The 18,900-nt window shown below is 35.5% G+C and carries 17 protein-coding genes; 2 read left to right on the plus strand and 15 right to left on the minus strand.

Annotation, left to right across the window (positions count from 1 at the left end):
- Nucleotides 1-52: 52 nt before the first annotated feature.
- Nucleotides 53-1,399, minus strand: coding sequence for a hypothetical protein (locus HHL23_RS18545; protein ID WP_169236259.1), 1,347 nt, complete (start codon nt 1,397-1,399; stop codon nt 53-55).
- A 632-nt stretch (nt 1,400-2,031) separates the two neighbouring features.
- Between HHL23_RS18545 and HHL23_RS18550 the strand changes: the two genes are divergently transcribed.
- Both HHL23_RS18550 and HHL23_RS18555 read left to right on the plus strand, forming a co-directional pair.
- Complete coding sequence (locus HHL23_RS18550) at nt 2,032-2,181, plus strand: hypothetical protein (protein WP_169236260.1); 150 nt, start codon at nt 2,032-2,034, stop codon at nt 2,179-2,181.
- 86 nt (nt 2,182-2,267) lie between these two features.
- Entirely contained in the window at nt 2,268-2,507 is a 240-nt protein-coding gene (locus tag HHL23_RS18555; RefSeq protein ID WP_169236261.1) for a hypothetical protein, read from the plus strand.
- 265 nt (nt 2,508-2,772) lie between these two features.
- On the opposite strand, the gene HHL23_RS18560 is transcribed toward HHL23_RS18555, so the two are convergent.
- The 14 genes from HHL23_RS18560 to HHL23_RS18630 all read right to left on the minus strand — a co-directional run bounded on the left by HHL23_RS18560 (nt 2,773) and on the right by HHL23_RS18630 (nt 18,840).
- Nucleotides 2,773-3,210, minus strand: a complete 438-nt coding sequence (locus HHL23_RS18560) for a DUF1801 domain-containing protein (RefSeq protein ID WP_169236262.1) — start codon at nt 3,208-3,210, stop codon at nt 2,773-2,775.
- A gap of 17 nt (nt 3,211-3,227) precedes the next feature.
- Nucleotides 3,228-3,590 (minus strand): DUF2200 domain-containing protein, encoded by a 363-nt coding sequence (locus HHL23_RS18565; protein WP_169236263.1) that lies wholly within the window; start codon nt 3,588-3,590, stop codon nt 3,228-3,230.
- Nucleotides 3,591-3,619: 29 nt separating this feature from the next.
- On the minus strand, nt 3,620-4,066 hold the full coding sequence (locus tag HHL23_RS18570; RefSeq protein WP_169236264.1) for an SRPBCC family protein: 447 nt from the start codon (nt 4,064-4,066) through the stop codon (nt 3,620-3,622).
- Nucleotides 4,067-4,387: 321 nt separating this feature from the next.
- On the minus strand, nt 4,388-5,335 hold the full coding sequence (locus HHL23_RS18575) for a BPSS1187 family protein (protein WP_169236265.1): 948 nt from the start codon (nt 5,333-5,335) through the stop codon (nt 4,388-4,390).
- A 442-nt stretch (nt 5,336-5,777) separates the two neighbouring features.
- Complete coding sequence (locus tag HHL23_RS18580; protein WP_169236266.1) at nt 5,778-6,080, minus strand: helix-turn-helix domain-containing protein; 303 nt, start codon at nt 6,078-6,080, stop codon at nt 5,778-5,780.
- A gap of 11 nt (nt 6,081-6,091) precedes the next feature.
- A complete protein-coding gene (locus HHL23_RS18585; protein WP_228464852.1) occupies nt 6,092-6,418 on the minus strand; it encodes a hypothetical protein in 327 nt (108 codons plus the stop codon).
- Between the two features lie 430 nt (nt 6,419-6,848).
- Nucleotides 6,849-7,367 carry a hypothetical protein gene (locus tag HHL23_RS18595; RefSeq protein WP_169236269.1) on the minus strand — a complete coding sequence of 173 codons (519 nt, stop codon included), beginning with the start codon at nt 7,365-7,367 and terminating at the stop codon, nt 6,849-6,851.
- Nucleotides 7,368-7,396: 29 nt separating this feature from the next.
- On the minus strand, nt 7,397-10,735 hold the full coding sequence (locus tag HHL23_RS18600) for a hypothetical protein (RefSeq protein WP_169236270.1): 3,339 nt from the start codon (nt 10,733-10,735) through the stop codon (nt 7,397-7,399).
- Nucleotides 10,736-10,885: 150 nt separating this feature from the next.
- Complete coding sequence (locus HHL23_RS18605; RefSeq protein ID WP_169236271.1) at nt 10,886-12,058, minus strand: autotransporter outer membrane beta-barrel domain-containing protein; 1,173 nt, start codon at nt 12,056-12,058, stop codon at nt 10,886-10,888.
- 341 nt (nt 12,059-12,399) lie between these two features.
- Nucleotides 12,400-13,902, minus strand: coding sequence for a tetratricopeptide repeat protein (locus HHL23_RS18610; protein WP_169236272.1), 1,503 nt, complete (start codon nt 13,900-13,902; stop codon nt 12,400-12,402).
- A gap of 672 nt (nt 13,903-14,574) precedes the next feature.
- Nucleotides 14,575-15,690, minus strand: coding sequence for a helix-turn-helix transcriptional regulator (locus HHL23_RS18615; RefSeq protein WP_169236273.1), 1,116 nt, complete (start codon nt 15,688-15,690; stop codon nt 14,575-14,577).
- A gap of 554 nt (nt 15,691-16,244) precedes the next feature.
- Nucleotides 16,245-16,724 (minus strand): MarR family winged helix-turn-helix transcriptional regulator, encoded by a 480-nt coding sequence (locus tag HHL23_RS18620; protein ID WP_169236274.1) that lies wholly within the window; start codon nt 16,722-16,724, stop codon nt 16,245-16,247.
- Nucleotides 16,721-17,224 (minus strand): GNAT family N-acetyltransferase, encoded by a 504-nt coding sequence (locus tag HHL23_RS18625; protein ID WP_169236275.1) that lies wholly within the window; start codon nt 17,222-17,224, stop codon nt 16,721-16,723. Before HHL23_RS18625 ends, HHL23_RS18620 begins: the two co-directional genes overlap by 4 nt.
- A 200-nt stretch (nt 17,225-17,424) precedes the next feature.
- Complete coding sequence (locus HHL23_RS18630) at nt 17,425-18,840, minus strand: TolC family protein (RefSeq protein ID WP_169236276.1); 1,416 nt, start codon at nt 18,838-18,840, stop codon at nt 17,425-17,427.
- Between the last annotated feature and the right edge of the window lie 60 nt (nt 18,841-18,900).

Raw genomic sequence — 18,900 nt, forward strand, 5'->3', positions numbered from 1 at the left:
TATTACAAAAAAACCGCCAGTGATGACGGTTTTAGTGTTTTTTTAGAATAAATTAGTGAATAGGTGCATTGTGGATAGCCCATGCAAAAATATTTCTCCAAAGATCATACGTAGCAGCATCTGTATTAGCTCCGCTTTTATCTCCAAAAATAAATGCTCCTTTATCATTTCCTATTCCAAGATTGCTTGTAATATCAGCATACAAATATCTTCTCGTCCCATTAGATCCGAATACCACTCCATTGGTGGAAGTTACATAAGCTGCATTGGCACCTTGTGTAGCAATTGAAGAAGGGGTAACTGCCGGAAGCGTATATCCATCCGGAGAAACCAAAACCTGAGGCAGTACGTTTGGATAAATATTAATTGTACTTGTAGTTCCCGTTTCAATATAAAATCCTAGACCTTGAGCAAATTGAGTTTCGTTAAGTTCGTCTCCCTGATCAATTACAATTCCTTTTCCGGCTTTGTACCAGTCATTCAACACAGCAATTGTTCCACTGTTAGATTCCGCACTTGAACGTCCGTTTAAATATACGATTGATGCTGTTTTTAATTCATCACTTAAATCTGCAATATTTGTTGGGCTCACACATACAATCTCTATGCTTGCTACTCCTGCAATGGTCTTAGCTTGAGCCGAAGCAAGCCATGCCCCTGTTTTTGCTGCTGCATTACCTGAGATATAGTATCCACACCCTGAAATAAGCCCTGTATAATAGTTTGTTCCTGTAATATTTACAATTTTTAACACAGAAGTTGCTCTACTGATGAAATTCACCGGAACATTACATGTTACGCCGGAACTGCCTATAGATGAGATATTAGCATTGTATGTCCCTGTAGAAGGAGTTCCTGCTAAAGAAGATGGATACAGACTTACAATCTGTTGCCCAATATTAACAAAAGTACCCTGTGCTACAAAATTGACTCCGTTGACTACAGTGGAATAGCTGTATGATCCCAGAGCTGTTACCCTTACTGGAATATCAATATGAACATTTTGATTGGTGACAGGTTCATCAATATTATAAACACCCACCACTTTAATAGTATTACAGTCAGTAAATATTACAGTCCCTTGTTTTTCACCACAAAACTGTGCCCAACCCCCTGTAGAATTAGAGCCGTTCCAATTCCAGACATTGTAGCAGTTGGTCTCTTTATTGTAAATAGTGAGGCCATTTTCCTTTTCTCCGGGGTTGATATCATTCCTTTCCGTAGTCGTATATCTCTGAATCAAAAGACCATTGAGTTTATCGGGATTAGAACTGTTTTGATCAATACGCTCAGAGATATGTAATCCTGTTTTCGGGTTCGGGTTGGGTGTATTAATACCTATCTGTCCAAAGGTTATCATACTTAGAAGGGAAAAGGTTGTAATAAGTTGCTTTTTCATCATAAATTATTTTAGTAATTATATTATTTAGTCATAGTTATATCAGCCTGAACTAGGTAATAGTTCAGAATTATAATGGTGAATGGAAAAATGAGTATGATGGATATCTAAGTAAATTGATATCCGGAAAATTGATTTTTATAGCTTTTTATAAAAACTTGTTTGGGCTATAAAAGAGTCGTGAAGAAATTGATTTCTTTCAGAAGTTTCATTTTTTTTCATCGTGTAATTTCAAAATTTTGTATTTCAATACTTATGAGATAGCTAGGACATGACATCCCAGCTAATTTATGTAAGGCATTTGTGTTCAAAAATTAGAATCATAATTCCAATCGTGAAAAATTGAATGCAGTCCATTACACTAAATTTTATACGATTGTTAATTCTAAAATTGTGTTGCAATATTAACTCAATATTTAAATTAGTTTAGAAAAAAAAGACCCTCACTTACACTCAACACACCCTCAATTTGATTTAAAACACACAAAATATACATTAAATGATAAATTAGACAAATAACAGGTTAATAGGTATTTAAAAGGAACAAAAGATCTGGTGGCATTGCGACCTGTCCCAGTGCAGACAAAATTATTCTCCGGGGCTCTTTACCGGATGAAAGCCTTTTGAAGAAAATGACCTCCGAAAATCAGTTTTCTTCCTGGCAATATCGCTATTATACAGACCAGAAATTCGAGGCAGAAGAGCGCACCGAATATTTCAATTTTCAGAAGAATAATGACAATCCGGATCCTGTCATCAAAAGAAAACGTATTATTATCTGAGCGGTCTTCCAGTAGGTTTACTTCTCCACAATGGCTGTGCTGCCAAGAAAATACCTTCCGGGCAATATCGATTCAAAGAGGACCTTTTGTCGGAAATAACCGATGCTCCTGCCAGCCTTGAGCCCAAAACCGAAAGGTATACTTATGACACAAACAAGAACCTGGTACTGATGGAAGATCTATGGAACGGGCAAAAAGTAAGCGAGCTGGAGATGATTTATGATAAAAAAGGGTTTCTAACTTCCATACAACGGAAATCCGATGCAATGGATATGGTTCAGTATTTTCAAGACCGCACGCTGTGGTTAACCTATACCTTTTACTAGACCTGTTGTTTCATCTTCTACCTAAACAGACTTAAATTTTCGCTATATCCTTGCCTGCATAAGGTGGAAAAACGTCCAATTCCAAATTCGGATTTCCTATCAGCACCGCTTTTGTATTGCTTAAAACATCAAACCCTGCTTTGTCGTAATACTTGCCTACTCCTGCATAATAAAATAGTTGGAAGAAAAATCTTCCAACTATTTTATTTTATACATTATTATACCATTAAAAAGAAATAAAACTGAAGATCTTGTTTCTAGTGCTTCAGTTTTTTCTACACGCGCATTCGTAATGCTCGTTGAGGTATACAATCGATTCCAGGCAGAGTTCCTGTAATACAGATATATCGATATCGGAAAGTTTTTTTATATAGATACAGGCTTTGCCCATTTTGAATTTCCCCAGATTGGCTAATAATTTTTCGCTTTTTTCGGTTCCGGAATAAACGTAGAGTGAGAATGCCGCTTTTCTTGGCGAAAATCCAAGAATGGGAGCATCACCTTCATGCCCGCTTGCATATTTGTAATGATAATTACCGAACCCAATAATCGTTGGCCCCCACATTTTGGGTTCAAAGCCGGACCATTCCTGCATAAGCTCTATAAGCCGAAAACTGTCGTTTTTCTTCTGCTCACTGTCAACATATGAGTTGATAAAATCCACTACATCTACTCCGGTATAGTTCGTTTTGGTCTTTGCCATTGCTCAGGTTTTTTTGATTATTGTCTTAAAATCTTTTCCATCTTTTTACCCTTCGCCAATTCATCAATTAATTTATCCAGATACCTTGCCTGTTTGGTTAGCGGGGTTTCAATTTCCTCAATACGGTAGCCACAAATGACTCCGGTTATTAAATGTGCGTTGGGATTCAATGTGGCTCTTTTGAAAAATGTTTCAAAAGTCACTTTCTCGTCGATAAGTTCCTGCAGTTTTTTGTTATCAAATCCGGTCAGCCATTCTATGACCTGATGCAATTCTTCTATAGTCCGGCCCTTGCTTTCCACTTTTTTGATGTAGTGCGGATAAACAGATCCAAATATCATTTTAGCAATACGCTGATCGTGTTCAGGTGTTGTTTTCATATCCTGATTTTTATTTTAAATAGGATGAATTAGTCGTTAATGACCGGTTCCACCAGCTTCATCAGCTTTTCCAGTGATTCCTGCCAACCTAAATAACAAAATTCTGCAGGAATCTGTTCCGGGATTCCTTCCTGTGTGATCTTGATTTCTGTGCCACACAATACCTCTTTCAGCCAAACGGTGGTTGTCATTTCGCCGGGAAGATTCGGATCTTCAAATTTGTCTGAATATTTAAGCAATTCGTTGGGTTTTATTTCCAGATACTGCCCTCCAAAAGAATGACTCTTTTCAGTAGTGAAATTATGAAACGACATCCGGTAGCCTCCGCCCACTCTGAAATCCATTTCGTGTACGGTACACAAAAACCCATAAGGCGGCAGCCAAAACGTCATTGCATTAGAATCGGAAAATGCCCTGAAAACCCTGCTAACAGGAGCTTTTATTACTCTGTGGAAACTTACGGTACTTGTTACCATAATTTTATTTTTTTTAGGTTAAACTTACTCTGTCTTTTCTGTTAGTTTATAGATAAATTCTTCTATTTCCATTTGTCATGCATTGTCAAAAAATTGGTCCGTTCCGATTTTAATAAAACCATTTTTTTCTAAAACTTTTTGCGACCCCAAAATTATCAAATGCGACCCGCCCAAAAATAGGTCTAAAAGTTTAAAAGGTCATTTTTTTTTAACTTATGTTTAGGTTTCTATGTTTTTTAAATTCACTCGGGGAATTTCTTATTTAGGTCTAAGTCGATAAGCATGCTTTACTTTATTTATGCGACCCTTATCCAAAAAACTCTATAGTCCGGAACCAAGCATTTTTATCCAAATAGGTTTATAAACAGGATTCTTAATTCCCTCTGTATGGTACGGGTTATTATTACCCTTCTTTTGTTTCAAAAGTGGTTGGTCTAGCGCAAAGACATTATCGGCAGGTATATGTAATGCTTTGTTTATTTTATCCAGCTGTTTAGCAGCAACTTCCTGTACATGATAAGTTGCGAAAACATTTTCCGGGCGTGTTATTAATTTTTTAAAATACCAGCCAGCAATTTTTTTCGTTTTTGAATCGCTGTAATCCCAACCGCCGGAAAAGCTGATGACTCTTGCTACCGACTCATGCTGCGCAATAAATTCAGCCATTCCTCCACCTTGCGATTGACCGGCCAAGGCTATATCGCTCCAAACAGGTTTGCCTGTACTTTGATTTAAGTATTGAGACCAGAAACCTTCTTTATCATTTTTCGACAAATACTGTAACAAATTTATCAAACGAGGTACAATAGCATCTTGAGACTCATCCGGAATAGATAAGAAAACAGTATCACCATATATACGTTTTCTACGAAATTCAGCAGCACAATCAATATCTTCACTTAATTTGTTTCCCACACATACCTGTGAAACACCGGGAGTACTAATAAAAGAAAGTGCAATAATCCTATATCCTTGATCCAAAGCTGTTTTGAAAAAGGTTATTGGAACATTATTAGTCGATCCATTAGTACCCGTAAGCCATAACAACACCTTACTATTTTTAATAGCCCTGTCGTAATAAACAACATGCACACTGTCCCAGTTCCGTACAGTGGGATCTGCTTCGCTAGGTCTTACTTTAAGTATTTTATATCTGGCAAAATCAGCAGAACGGTTTATACTTTGTGCTGTTATACTTATAACAGGATTTACAACGAGGACCAATAAAATAATTGGTAAAATGATTGAGAAAAAAATCTTTTTTTTCATTCGTATTTAGTGTTAAAAATTAGTATACTAAGTTATATAAAAGTACTATACACTTCGAAAATCCCAAGATAAAATCTGAGCATGCGCAATGTGGTATTAAATATTGAAATCTCCAGATTCTGTTTCACAATAAATGGAAACTCTGTACACCTCCCCTTACTCGTAACAATCCCAGCTGATCTAAGATCCAAAGCATTCGATATAGTTAAAAAGATACTTACTCCCAAAATAAAAACCCTGTAATTATTTAAAATTAAAGGGTTTAAATGCCTTTCAAGCGTTTTTGAAATCAGTGCAACCTGAATTAAAGGTCATTTTAATTATATCCAGGTATTTTTTTTTAAGAAATAACTATAAATGTCTGCCAAATTTTAAATAATAGATTATGTTTAGCTTTGTTTAAAAAAACTGGATACAGTTTTTGGTGTAAAGACTCGTAGAACTATTTAACATTATAAATCTTCTTCCATCTTGCCACTGTATTTCTACTGAGCTTAAACTCCAAAGCCAATTGTGTATTACTCATATCATATTTTATCTGATAATGAAGTAATTCAAGAATAGAATCTTCATCATACGATCTCCCCTGCCGTGTAACGATCTCGTTTACTGTTTGTTTTGAAATTAATTTATTGAATTTGATGATGTCAATACTCCTTTCCAGTTTTGGAACTGTCATATAATCTTCTAAACCTTTAAACTTTATAAGATCCTCATATATTTTCTGATAATTAGGTGTTTTCATATCATAAGTATTTAATGTTTTCTTAACCATTTGTAAATTGTAGTCCTTGGAATGTTATACTCTTCCATAATTTCTATTACAGACTTTTGATTGGTAGAAACTAAGCTTACCAAAAACTCCTTGATCTCTTTAGTGTAAATATTTTTTCTAAATATTATATGTCCATTAACTTTTTTTGTCTCTTTATTCCTTTTGGTATGGGAGATACCGTCATATAACAAAAGATGAGTCACATATAACCTAAAGAAGTCATATTCTGCCAGTTTGCACCATTTAAGAAGAATAGCCGTGTCTAAACTTTTTTGGTCATACATTTTGGTGATCTCTTCTTCGTGCATCTTGAAATATTTACAAATACGATCAATAGATATTTCCTGCTCCTTTACCTGTTCTTTTAAACAGTTTCCTATATGTATGTCTTTAAAATCTATATCCATATTATTGAAGATTAGTTTTTTTAACATGCTTTACTATCCACCTGTAAACCATCCATTTATAAATAGTTCTCTTGGATATATTGCTTTCTTTGGAAATTTGTGAAATGCTTTTTTGTTTAGTATCAATTAACTCTAAAATAAAATTTCTTATTTCTCTTTTGTTGAGGTGCATGGGATTATTTATTATACTTTAGAGCCGTTTAGAGTAAAAGTACTACCAGGTAATACTGTATTAACCCCTGCATTCCAGGCTTGAGAATACATAACGTTTGACAATATCAGTAAAGTCGCAAATAATAAATTTTTCATGTAAATTAATTTAAAATTTTCACTAGGGTTTCCAGAAGGACCATACCGTTCCATTAAAAATAGCCAGCTGATGTTTCACATTATCATACACGATCATCCCAGCTGCAGGATTGATGATATTCAAATGCGGACTATCTACTTTTGGGAGTATCATTGCTTTATTGGTATCTGTTAATACCAAAATCCCTGAGGTGCCATCTGTGGCAGCATTTATGCCTACTGCTGTTTTTGCAGAAGTTTGCTCCACAAGCGCATCTTGTAATGTAGTATTCACGATACCTGTATTATCTATGCTCAGATCAAACCAACTTCCGTTTTTTCTATATTTTACTTTTTTATCGGTAATGTCATAAATCATTGTCCCGTCTACAGCACCTGTTACTGATCCTGCAGAAGTTACCCAGGGCAATAATAACCCCCTATTGTCCATCCCGAATTCCAATGAAACTGAAGAATTGGTCACTGAATTTTTGCCTATTGCCACCTGTGCAGAAACACAGGCGCAAATAATGATAAATATTGATATAAACGTTTTTTTCATTTTTGAGATTATTATGAGTTAAAGTAGTATTAATAATCAGGGCAGGCTTGTGTATTAAAGCACTGCCAACTAAATGTCATTCCATTATCTACTGTCGTATAAATTTTCAGACAATCGGCTTCTTCATCGTAAACCATCATTCCTTCAACAGGAATAGCAATAGCATTAACCTGTGCTGTCGTAGGTATTCTGTTGACCACAAATCCTTTGGTCTTAGCTTCCAAAGCCGTCCATGCTCCTTTTCTAACCATTGGCCAGTTACCGCTGTTTACACCTGCTCTTCCTAATGCTGTTATACCATACTTTGTGTCTAATACAGTTCCAGTCAATGTGGCCGGTTTGTAGCAGAAACAGCCTGAGCTTACGGAAGCATTCTGAGAATCTCCTATTCCTTGTCCTGTATTTCCAACAATTGTAGGAATTCCATTTATGTCAACACATACAGAACCTGCACATAAATTTTGATTAGAAGCCGAAGAACCTGTTCCTACAGAAAGACTACCTCCCGCATTAACTAATTGGGATAATGTAATATTGGCTGTTCCTTCTAAAGCATCGAGACATCCATCATTATCTGAATCCAGGTCAAGATGATTTGGAATACCATCTCCATCGGTATCTATCGTGGTACATGTTTGCTGTCCATCTAAAAACACATCAAAACTATAAGCCCAGACATCTGCTGCTATTCTTAATTCCGCATTTGTAATTGTTGAAGCGGTTTGATTTGCACCACTAAAAGAAGTTGCATCCGGAATAAATACAATCTTCCTATCTGCATCCCGGGCAAAAACTGCTTTACCGTTAGCATCCACCATTGCTGTTTCATATGTTCTGGTTAAAGAAGCAATAGTCATTTGTACAGTCCCGGACTGGTTGAAAGTATTTTCCGGCCAATAACCGTTAGTAAAAACAGCATCCCCGATAGATCCATAAGGAACATCTGTATTTAAATTATTATTCGTGATCTGATACCCGTAATCGGTTGCATTGTTCTGCATTACAATTACTCCTTTATTGTTGTTGTCAGACCATGACAATATTCTGGTATTCACTGCCGTTGAAAGCTTGTCTACCGAAGTTTGTGCATCAGTCGCTGAAGATCCTACATAGAATACATCTATATTATTGGCCAGCAACTGGGCTTCAGTAATAGCTGCTTCGGTAGCATACGGTACAAACGTAATCCCTGAAAATTTATTATAAGTCCCTGTGGAACTAAAATTAGCCGTATTGCTTAGCATATTCATCATTAATCCGGTTGTCCCCACGGTAGTATTTAAATATCCTATTCTTAAATTTCTTCCCAATCCGCTGCAGGTATTACCTTCATTCGTATCCAAAATACCATCATTATCATCATCCATATCCGCGGCATCAGGCAGAATATCCCCGTCACTGTCTAGGCATTTCCTGATCGTATTATCCAATGCATGAGGGTCATACGTGCTTAGATAATCCGGAATCCTGTTTGTATTGGCATCCACAATATCTGCCAAACCATCGCTATTAGTATCTGTTGCCGTACCAGCAGCTGAAGTAAAGGCAAAGTTAGGAGTTAAAGAAGTTGTTGCTCCCGATTCCAAAGCATCACTGCAACCGTCCCCATCTGAATCAAGATCCAAATGATTTGGGGTACTATCTCCATCTGTATCTACTGTCGTGCATTGAGGAGCAACAAACCTGTCAAAGAAGTAGGTCCAGGTATCTGCAATTGCCTTTTGGTCATTTGTTGTGGGAGTGACCATACCAGATTCTGTATTGTATATCGTGGCATCAGGGAAGATCAATAAATTATATCCTCTGTCTGTAATCACTACAGGTCTCAAATTCGCGTCGGTCATCAGAATATCGAATGGTCTGGTACTGGACTGAATGGTCATCTGAATTGCTCCTGACTGATTCAGGGAAGACGTTGGCCAATACCCGTTGGTGTAGGTATTCGTTCCTATTGTTCCCGAAGGCGTGTTGGGATTCACATTATTATTGGTAATGGTATACCCGTAATCAATAGCATTATTCTGAAGGGCAAATATTGATTTGCTGTTATTCTGTGCCCAGGTGATTAATCTGGTGTTGAGAGCTGTAGATACCTTATCTGCACTGGTGGTGGCATCATTAGCTGAAGATCCAACAAAAAATACGTCTATAGTATTGGCAAGTAAACTTGCTTCAGTAATGCTTGCTTCAGTGGCAAAAGGAACCAGGGTAATCCCCGTAGTTTTATTATAAGTACCATGGGATCCAAAATTATTTAGATTTAATAATAAATTGGTTGCTAAACCATTGTCTCCTACACCACTGGCTAAATATCCTACCCTGATATTCCTGTTAATTTTTCCACAAAAATCTCCTTCGGAAGTATCTAATACTCCATCATTGTCATCATCTATATCAATGGGGTTGGGAACACCATCGTTGTCTGTATCAATACACAGGTTTTGATTGTTATTATTGGCATATTTTGCATAGGTGGAAACGTAAGAAACTTGTCCGCTGTCTGCACTGGTTTCCACAGCATTCGCCAAACCATTGGTTCCATAAGGTGCAGGCAAAACGCTAATCGTTTTATTGGAAGTCGCTCCTCCTTCATATGCATCCGGACAAGTATCACCATCACTGTCCGTATCCAAATGGTTAGGGGTTCCGTCTCCATCCGTATCCACACTGCAAATTCCGGATTTCGGATGTGCTGAAGGGGTATAAACCGTTGTTGTTGAAAGAAGGGATGAGATTTCGTGTATTGCTGCGGTACCCGCTGTTACAGAGGTTGCATTACCTGCAGAAACAGTTCCTATATACCTGATCTGGTAATATAGATAAGGGGTTGTTGAAGTATTGGTAAAGACTGGATTGGTACCGGCTATACTAATTCCGGCGCCTGTTGTAAGAAGCGTATAGCCAATACCGTCATTGGAGCCGTATAATTTTGCAAAACCACTACCCGCCATTCCATTAGCGGCTTGAGTTACTGCCACCGATTTTAGAATAACCGGAGTTGGGTATTGCACCGTAAATATAGCTGACCCTGAAGTGATGGCCTGTAATGCTGCAAAATTATACGCAGTAAGTGTAGTTCCATCATTGGTGTTATCATTATATAACAATGGAATATTAGTACCGGCAGCAGGATCTCCGACTCCCCCATTTAAAGGAGAGATAACAGAAACTATTCTATTGGCTTCATATACCGTATAAAAACAGTCCGGTGATTCTTCTGCATCCGGAACACCATCATTATCATCATCCAAGTCACTGACATCCGTAATGCCATCACTATCTGAATCCTGAGCTTTTACTATATGTGTTCCAATGGAAAGGAATAAACATATGGTAAAAAAATTAATTAAAAGTTTTAGTTTTTTCATTATTCTTACTTATTGGATATGCTATTTTTATTACTTAATGTCCGTGATTGATATGACGGCTTTTCCTTGTGTGTTGTACTTATGTTTTTAATAAAAAAGTCACGCTTTATTCACTAGGAATAAAAAATATCTTTTTGAATATCTTAGTTTCTATTTATTATTTTCTAATTGTTCGCTCTTTTCCCTTAATATTTTCACTTCTTTACTGAGCTCAAACACATAGAGATATAGTTCTTCTATTTTTTCAAGATTTATTTCTGAGGCCCGGTTTAGGATTATGCCTCCCTGACCTTCTACATCAGAAGCAGACGGAACTCCCGGTAGATGTTTATTTTGGCGCGTGAACTCTTCCACTTCGTCTAAACTCATCATCTTATAAGAAGGGTTTAATTTTGATGCCCCTTCAAAATGTTTTTCAAATACATAATCCGGGGTAATTGTTCCGGAGGCTAGAATGTTACCCATTACATGTAGTTTTTGGGAAGGAGTGGTTGTTCCGATCCCAAAATTACCATTGGTTGCCAATATTGCTCTGTTGTTATTCGCTCCAAAAACCAAAGGTCCCGACGATGAATTGGTTCCAATGAAAAGTTCAGTACTTCCGGTAGATAGCAGTCTGGAAGTACCATCAGTTAAAAGCTCCATATCCAATGTCCGGCTGGAGTTAATCAATGCTCTAATTAATGAGTGTCTACTCCCTCTGCTGATAATCCTTGTACTACCCGGCACTGCAACATTAATATCAAATGCTATATGATTATTTACATTACTGGTCCCATTCTGGAACCACAGCATTTTATTATTGGTTGAAACCATCCTGTTACCTGTAAGAGTACCATCGGAATTATAAATATTGACTCCCTGAGGAAGGGTAACGGCACTTGAGGATACTCCATTCACAGTAGTCGTCAATGTATTTCCTGAAACCGTATTGTTCACCGTGTTCACGGCTGTAGTAGCTGAAGCTATTCCATTGACTGTAGAGGTAATGGTATTTGCTGTACTGGTCAGGGAATTGGTAATCGCCACGTTTCCTGCAGAATCTCCTGTTTTTATCCATTTTGACCCGTCGTTGTAGTATAAACCCGGAATAACATCAGATACGGTAGCCGTATTGTATACCATCATTCCTGCTACATGGGTACTGAGAGGTGAAGGACTGGCTGTAGAACTCAAAGCTATACGGGTATTGAGAATCCCTTTATTGGTAGACACAACATCCAATGCTGCATCCATATTGGGCGTTGGCGTGTTTATGCCAATCTGAGCCAATGAGAAGGTTGAAATTAGGAAAATTCCTAAAGAAATTACATTTTTTTTCATTGTGTATGTTTTTAGAATATGTGTTTAATCAAAAAATAAGAAGGAATAGATAAGATATATCAGTCCCAACTTATGACTGATTTGGATAATATATACCCGTATAGGTATGGGTAAGTGTTAATTTTTTTTCATATTAGTGTTGTGTTTCTTATGAGGCTGTCAAAATTTTAAAGAAAGTAAACCTGAAATTTCATATGGTATAAAACCTGGTTTCCATAAAGCTTCAAACCTCTTTTTTCATCAATATCTCAATATCTCAGTTGTAAATCAATAGAAATATTCCCGTGAAAGCAAAAACAAGGGGTACCAACGGAGTACTTCAATATGTAACCACCTATTAATCAGTCGTCAATATTATTACGAAACCACAGCACCATATCATCTTTTGCAGGAACAGATAGCCTTTTTCTCAGATTATATTTATTATTTTTTATAGTTTGAACTGCTTTAAAAGTATATTCTGCAATATCTTTTGTATTAAATCCTAAATATATATAAGCACATAGGATGAGTTCTGAAGTTCTAAGGTTAGGATTAATTTTCAGTATTTTTTCACGAAATTCCGGATAGATTTCCTGAAACCTACCCCAGAATTCAGGACTATTTTCTTTAACCAATTGGATGATCTCCTCAAATGATTCATTTATTTTTTGTTTTAATACCTCCACTTCTTTATCTTTTTGCACCATCATTATTTTCTTCTCTTTGAGTAAAAAGCCTCTCTTCTTATTTTTCCTGTAATAAAAGAACCCTAATGAAGAAACAGCAATACTGATTATAAAAATTCCACCGATGATATAATATAAGTTTTGTCTGGATGATTGGTTTTGCTGTTCCTCCTCTTCTAAGAATTGAACTAAAGAAATATCTAATACTTGTTTTTGAATTGCATTCAGGCTGTCATTTAGGGGGACATATTTGGCAAGATATTCTTTAGCTTTCTTAGGTTCACCCATACTGTCATAAGAATTGGAAATCATTTGGTACAGTGTCCTCATGTCTTCCTTTCTTTTCATTTTCGTATAAATGTCAAGCGATTGCTGATAATATTCTATGGCTCTTCCATAGTCCTTTTTTACAAAATAAACATTCCCCATTCCCCACAGAACAGATCCTTTTTGATACTTAAGATCCGGTTGGGTAATGGCTTTATTCCATGCTTGCTTTATGTAATATTCTGCAGAATCAAGTCTGTTATTATCGTTGTGCCAAAAGGATATTTTTCCAGCATTTATAGGACTAGGTTCAATTTTATATGCTTTATGAAGATAATAAATAACAGAATCCGGAAACTTAGTAACTACACTATTTGAAATTGCTTTATAGCTGTAGGCATAGCTAAGATAATAATTCGGAGCATCTTTTACTCTGCATCCATAATATATGGCTTTGTTAAAGCATTGGTTTGCTTTTTTATAAAACCCCAATATCTCATAATTTCTGCCATATTCTACATAAAGTTCAGATAATAACCTATCATCCTGCTTTACATAATCTTCTTTTTCCGCCAGTTTCAGAAACTGCAGACTTTCTTTATTATTCCCTATTGAAAGTAAAGTATTGGCCATCTGTATGTAGCCTCTCGTAATTCCTCTACCATACCCTATCTTTTTAGACTCTTTAATCGCTTTCTGATTTAACAGGATTAATTTCTGAAACTCACCTTTATCTCTTAATACATTGGTTACCTTATTTTGTAAACTATCAATCTCACTCTTTGTATATTTTGTTCGAGAATCAGAATGAGTAGATCCTTTTTGAGAGAAAAAAAAATTCGGAATAAGAATAAAGAGTAACCCGGATAAAAAGAATAAAGCAGAAAAATAGAAGATATTTTTTTTCATAAATGTGTTATTGAGTTTTAATTTTTTTTAGGATTTGGTGTATTATAGACTATCCAAGCGTTGGAAGGTTTCTGCTTTCTATTACAGTTGTATTGGGTAAGAATTTTTCAAAACTTACCAGAAGATTTTGGTGTGTTCTTATGGAATAAAAATTAGGGTTTGCAGTGAGATTTCCAGATGCGATCGATCGATTTATATCAATACCAACTTTACTAGTTCGTGCAAAAAAAACGGCTTCCGAAAAAAGCCCAATAAGTGTGATCTTTTTTTTATCATTATGTGTATATTTTATCCTTAGTTAGAGTTTGTGCTTTATTTAATTTTACGAAGAAAATTATATTGTATCAATACCAACTTGAGTATGCTATGAATAATAAATTTGTAATATGAATGCAACGGAGACATTTTTTTTAAGCAAAATTTATGGGACAAATTTACAGATGAGATATAAAAAGATGATACTGCATCCGTACTACCAAAACATAATTAATTGATTTTAAGAAGATAACATATTTAATGAAGTACAAATACAGTACGAATGCAGTGCAAATGCAGTGCGAATTCAGTAAAAAATTGATTGAATTATAAGAGTTATTTTCGAAATTATCTATTTTTATGCCCAGGTTTCGAAATAAAAAATGAATAGAAGTGCTTCAATATAATTGATAGTAACTACAGTTTTATGATCCATTTATTAAAATCTAAGTCAGCAGGAAGTCCTAATTTTTTACGTAGCCTATATTTCTTTGATTCTACAGTACGAATAGATATATGATCATACTGTGCAATTTCTTTATTGGAAAAATTAAGTTTTATCAGCGCACAAAACCGGATATCATTAGACGTCAGCTGTGGATACTGTAAGGCGAGGTTATTGTAAAATTCAGGATATAATTCTTTAAACTTCGTTAAAAATAAAGGAGCTGAATGAATGGCAAGTTGTACAACTTCTTCAAATGTCGTATCAGGTTTTTTGTTGAGATTAAGAATTTTTTCTTCTTTTTTACTGGTGAAATGTTTCTTTTGTTTGGCTACATATCTGTTACGTATAATGATAAACAATACAATGATAAAAATAATACCTGCTAAAATGTAATCAAGGTTATTTTTACTTTTCTCTGCTTCATCCTTTTCATTTAATATTTTTTCCAGCGGTATATTGATAGCTTCTTTTTCTGCGATACTAAGGCTATCATTAATTATAGTATATTTTTCTAAATATTCATTTTTCTTATCTGTATTGTTGAGTAGGCTATATGTATTATAAATCAGCTTATAAGTGTCCCGAATATCTTGCTGCCGGTTTATTTTTTGTGAAATGGCTAAAGACTTAAAGTAATAGGTCAGGGATTTTTCATATTCCTTTTTTTCTGTACATAATTTGCCATAAGACTGCAAAATCATTGATTTTTGGTATATGGGATATTTTTCACTGAATAAAAAAGCTTTTTTAAGATAATATTCAGCAGAATCAAACTTTTTGTTTTTTAAATGACGTTCCGAAATGGCAACAAACAGCAGCGGTTCAGGAGATAAACTCATACATTTCCGTTGCATCTCGTTAACAGAATCTGTCATATTCAATTTCTCAAAATTGTCTAATTTCCAGGCATACGAAAAATACAATTGTCCTTCTCTCTCTTTCTTATTATCAATTTGCCCGGCAAATTTAATGGCTTTATTAAAATTGATATTAGACTGGCTATACAAACCCAGCTGAAAATAATTTCTCCCATATTCATTAAATACACTTGACTTTAGCGTATTATCTTCATATTCTATCATCATTTTTTCGGCAAGAGAAAGATAAAATAAACTTTCCTGATACTTATTGAGTGTGCATAAAGTATTTGCAATATTAATGTATCCCAGGATAACTCCTCCTTTATGATGTAACTTTTGTGATGCTTTTATCAGCTCTTTATCTAATAAAATACTTTCTTTATGCTGCCCAATCTTTTTAAGTCTTCTTGATTCGTTTCTTTGTAAGCCGTCGATCTCAGCAATAGTATAAGTTTGTGCAGTAAGTTGCATAGCAAAAATCAGAAATAAAAGATGGAATCTCTTATTAAAATAGTAATATAAGTTCATAAATTTTCAATCCTCCGTGTTGTTATACAAAATTAGTGTTTTTTTACATCCATAATGATTTTATTAATTATTATGGATAACTTCATTTAAATACTATTCATTTATGCATATTTGATAAAATTCAAAGGTGATTTTCAAAAAAACAAAGATTAGATCTAAAAATAAGAAACCCTATAATTATAGATAATTACAGGGTTTTTAAACATTTTCAATGAGATTTTGACATCCCATTCAACTGGCAATCAGTCCATTTATTTTTCTTTTTTTTGTTGTAAAGCCCGCTGATAAAAAGACTGTTCTGCAATTTTTTCCTCTGCTTCATTGATAGCGGCCAGAAGATTGTTTTTATTGTCCCCGATTTCGCCTAATACTTTTGATACCAGTTCCCAAACCGGTTTCATTTTTTCGATCAGTTCAATGCCTTTTGGAGATAATACGATAAGCCTTCTCCGTTCATCCTGTTTATCTTTTTTCGATTGAATCAGCTTTTGTTTTTCCAGTTCCTTAAGCAGACTTATGGTGGAAGGATGGGTATACCCTATTTCATTGGCGATCTCTACAACACTCAGCATTTTTTTGTGATGCAGGGTAAAGATGACCGGAAAATATTTAGGCTCAAAATCAATATCAAAAGATTTATAGATCATAGCACCATCTTTTCTGAGCTGCTCACTCAGACGCTGAAGCCTTGTGGATATGGCCAGCATCCCTGATTCATCTATGATATTCATACCGTATGGTTTTGCTTTAAATTTAAATAATAAAAAACATTATCTGCACTCATCAATGGAAAAAAAGCAGGAAGATTTTCTTTTTCAACCTCTACAAAATGATTCCTTTCATAAAAGCGTATGACTGCTTTCAGTATAGTAACGGTTCCCAAGTATATCGAGTCTATGCCATTTTCCTGACAGAAAGAGACCAAAACTTCCAGCAGTTCCTGTGCAATATTCAGCTCTTTTCCTCTGAATTCTTTTTTGACAAACATTTTTCTCACCGCTCCTACCCCTTCATCAAATTTAACCAGCGCTATCGAGCCTACCAGTTCACCATCTATAAAAGCTCCCCAAAAGTTCCCACCGGGTTCCATATAAAAACTTTCAATCTGTTTCAGGTCCGGCTGGTCTTCTATCGTTATCGGTACGTTAAATTCTTTCTGTTGAATCGTCAGGATCAGATCAATTAACTGATCAGAATAGGTATTGTCTAGCTGTTGAATATGTATTTTCATTTGTTTTAAAATTAATAGTACAAAACTACGTAGTCTACTACATATATACAAACAAAATATTCCTTTTAACACTATTATTCCTTTTAGAAGCATTATTTAATCTAAAATAAAAGATTGATAGCAGATATAAAATAGAATCAGAAATAAAAAAACGCATGCCGTTACTGACATACGTTTTACTATTTATCGGTTGAAAATAATTATTTCCATCCACCACCGAGAGCCTGATAAAGCTCTACAGCTGCTTTCATTTTACTGTATTCTGCATTAGAGATATTCAATTCTGCATTTAACGAATTGACACTTGCATTCAATACTTCAAGATAGTTGGCCATACCATAGTTCACAAGCTCCTGAGAATAGTTAACCGATTTTTTGTAGGCATCCAATTCTTTTTCTTTCAATTCAATAAAAGAATCCTGAACAGAGAAAACTCTTATGGCATCAGAAACTTCTTTTCCGGCTGTAAGAACAGTCTTTCTGAAGTTTAAATAAGCCGTTTCCTGATTCGCCACACTTACATCATAGTTGGTTCTTATCGCTCTCTTATTTAAAATAGGTTGCGCTAATCCTCCTACGACACTTGCAAATAAAGAATTCACACTGAATAAATGATCAATATCAAGAGACTGGATCCCTCCGCTTCCCGTAATCTTCAAGGTAGGATAAAACTGAGCTTTTGCAGAATTGGTCAATTCAAAAGCATTCATCAGCGTATACTCTGCTCTCATCACATCCGGACGGTTGGCAAGCAATTGAGCAGGATATCCTAATTTCAGATCGATTGGAATTTTTTGCGTTTCCAAGGTTGATCTTTCAATCGCATGAGAAGGTTCTCCCATCAATAAACTCATGGTATTCTCCAATAACTGGATCTGAGTATCAATATCAATCAATAAAGACTTTGCATTGAAAACCAATGCCTCACTTTGCTGAACGGCAACTTCTGTAACCGTTCCTGATATCTTCAAAGCCTTAGTTGTTTCTAAATTTTTCTCACGAACAGCAATGGTTTCCATGATGATCTTTTTCTGAGAATCATACGTTAACAGCTGATAATACGCAGAAGCAACAGAGGCAACCAAATCACTTTTTACGGCTTTATGAGCTGCAACAGTTCCTAAATAAGTAGCAAGCTGAGCTTTTTCCTGAGCCTTTAATTTTCCCCAGATATCAGCTTCCCAACCAAGACTTGCTGTGATATCAAGCTGGTTGATATATCTTCTGTCTCCGAACAACTGTCCGGTTTGGGTATTCAAAGACTGAGTCTGGAAAGAATAACCTGGTCCAACAGTGACTGTCGGTGCATAAGCTGCCTTACTCTGCTTTAAATAGGCTTCCGCAGAAGTGATGCTCTGCAGGGCAATTCTTATATCTAAATTATTTTCTAAAGCTTTAGAAATATGCCCCTGAAGTATCGGATCAGTGAAAATTTCTTTCCAGGAAACGTTCGCGATACTGGTACTGTCTGTAGGAAGCATATCTGTACGGAAAAGCTTTTCGTCTACAACATTTTTCGGCCTTTCATATTCTTTTCTCGCCATACAAGATGAAACGGCTGCCAGAATTGCGACTGAAAAAGTTATTCCTTTTATGATGTTTAATAAACTCTTCATTTTTTGTAATTAGGGATTAGGAATTAGGAGTTAGGGATTAGGAGTTAGATTTAAACTACC

The sequence above is a fragment of the Chryseobacterium antibioticum genome, assembly GCF_012927325.1.
Lineage (GTDB): Bacteria > Bacteroidota > Bacteroidia > Flavobacteriales > Weeksellaceae > Chryseobacterium > Chryseobacterium antibioticum.

Excerpts from the sequence above, each read along its gene's own strand:
- HHL23_RS18545 (WP_169236259.1), bottom strand. The coding sequence starts at position 1,399 with ATGAAAAAGCAACTTATTACAACCTTTTCCCTTCTAAGTATGATAACC.
- HHL23_RS18550 (WP_169236260.1), top strand. The coding sequence starts at position 2,032 with ATGACCTCCGAAAATCAGTTTTCTTCCTGGCAATATCGCTATTATACA.
- HHL23_RS18560 (WP_169236262.1), bottom strand. The coding sequence starts at position 3,210 with ATGGCAAAGACCAAAACGAACTATACCGGAGTAGATGTAGTGGATTTT.
- HHL23_RS18565 (WP_169236263.1), bottom strand. The coding sequence starts at position 3,590 with ATGAAAACAACACCTGAACACGATCAGCGTATTGCTAAAATGATATTT.
- HHL23_RS18570 (WP_169236264.1), bottom strand. The coding sequence starts at position 4,066 with ATGGTAACAAGTACCGTAAGTTTCCACAGAGTAATAAAAGCTCCTGTT.
- HHL23_RS18575 (WP_169236265.1), bottom strand. The coding sequence starts at position 5,335 with ATGAAAAAAAAGATTTTTTTCTCAATCATTTTACCAATTATTTTATTG.
- HHL23_RS18580 (WP_169236266.1), bottom strand. The coding sequence starts at position 6,080 with ATGAAAACACCTAATTATCAGAAAATATATGAGGATCTTATAAAGTTT.
- HHL23_RS18585 (WP_228464852.1), bottom strand. The coding sequence starts at position 6,418 with ATGCACGAAGAAGAGATCACCAAAATGTATGACCAAAAAAGTTTAGAC.
- HHL23_RS18595 (WP_169236269.1), bottom strand. The coding sequence starts at position 7,367 with ATGAAAAAAACGTTTATATCAATATTTATCATTATTTGCGCCTGTGTT.
- HHL23_RS18600 (WP_169236270.1), bottom strand. The coding sequence starts at position 10,735 with ATGAAAAAACTAAAACTTTTAATTAATTTTTTTACCATATGTTTATTC.
- HHL23_RS18605 (WP_169236271.1), bottom strand. The coding sequence starts at position 12,058 with ATGAAAAAAAATGTAATTTCTTTAGGAATTTTCCTAATTTCAACCTTC.
- HHL23_RS18610 (WP_169236272.1), bottom strand. The coding sequence starts at position 13,902 with ATGAAAAAAAATATCTTCTATTTTTCTGCTTTATTCTTTTTATCCGGG.
- HHL23_RS18615 (WP_169236273.1), bottom strand. The coding sequence starts at position 15,690 with ATGATGATAGAATATGAAGATAATACGCTAAAGTCAAGTGTATTTAAT.
- HHL23_RS18620 (WP_169236274.1), bottom strand. The coding sequence starts at position 16,724 with ATGAATATCATAGATGAATCAGGGATGCTGGCCATATCCACAAGGCTT.
- HHL23_RS18625 (WP_169236275.1), bottom strand. The coding sequence starts at position 17,224 with ATGAAAATACATATTCAACAGCTAGACAATACCTATTCTGATCAGTTA.
- HHL23_RS18630 (WP_169236276.1), bottom strand. The coding sequence starts at position 18,840 with ATGAAGAGTTTATTAAACATCATAAAAGGAATAACTTTTTCAGTCGCA.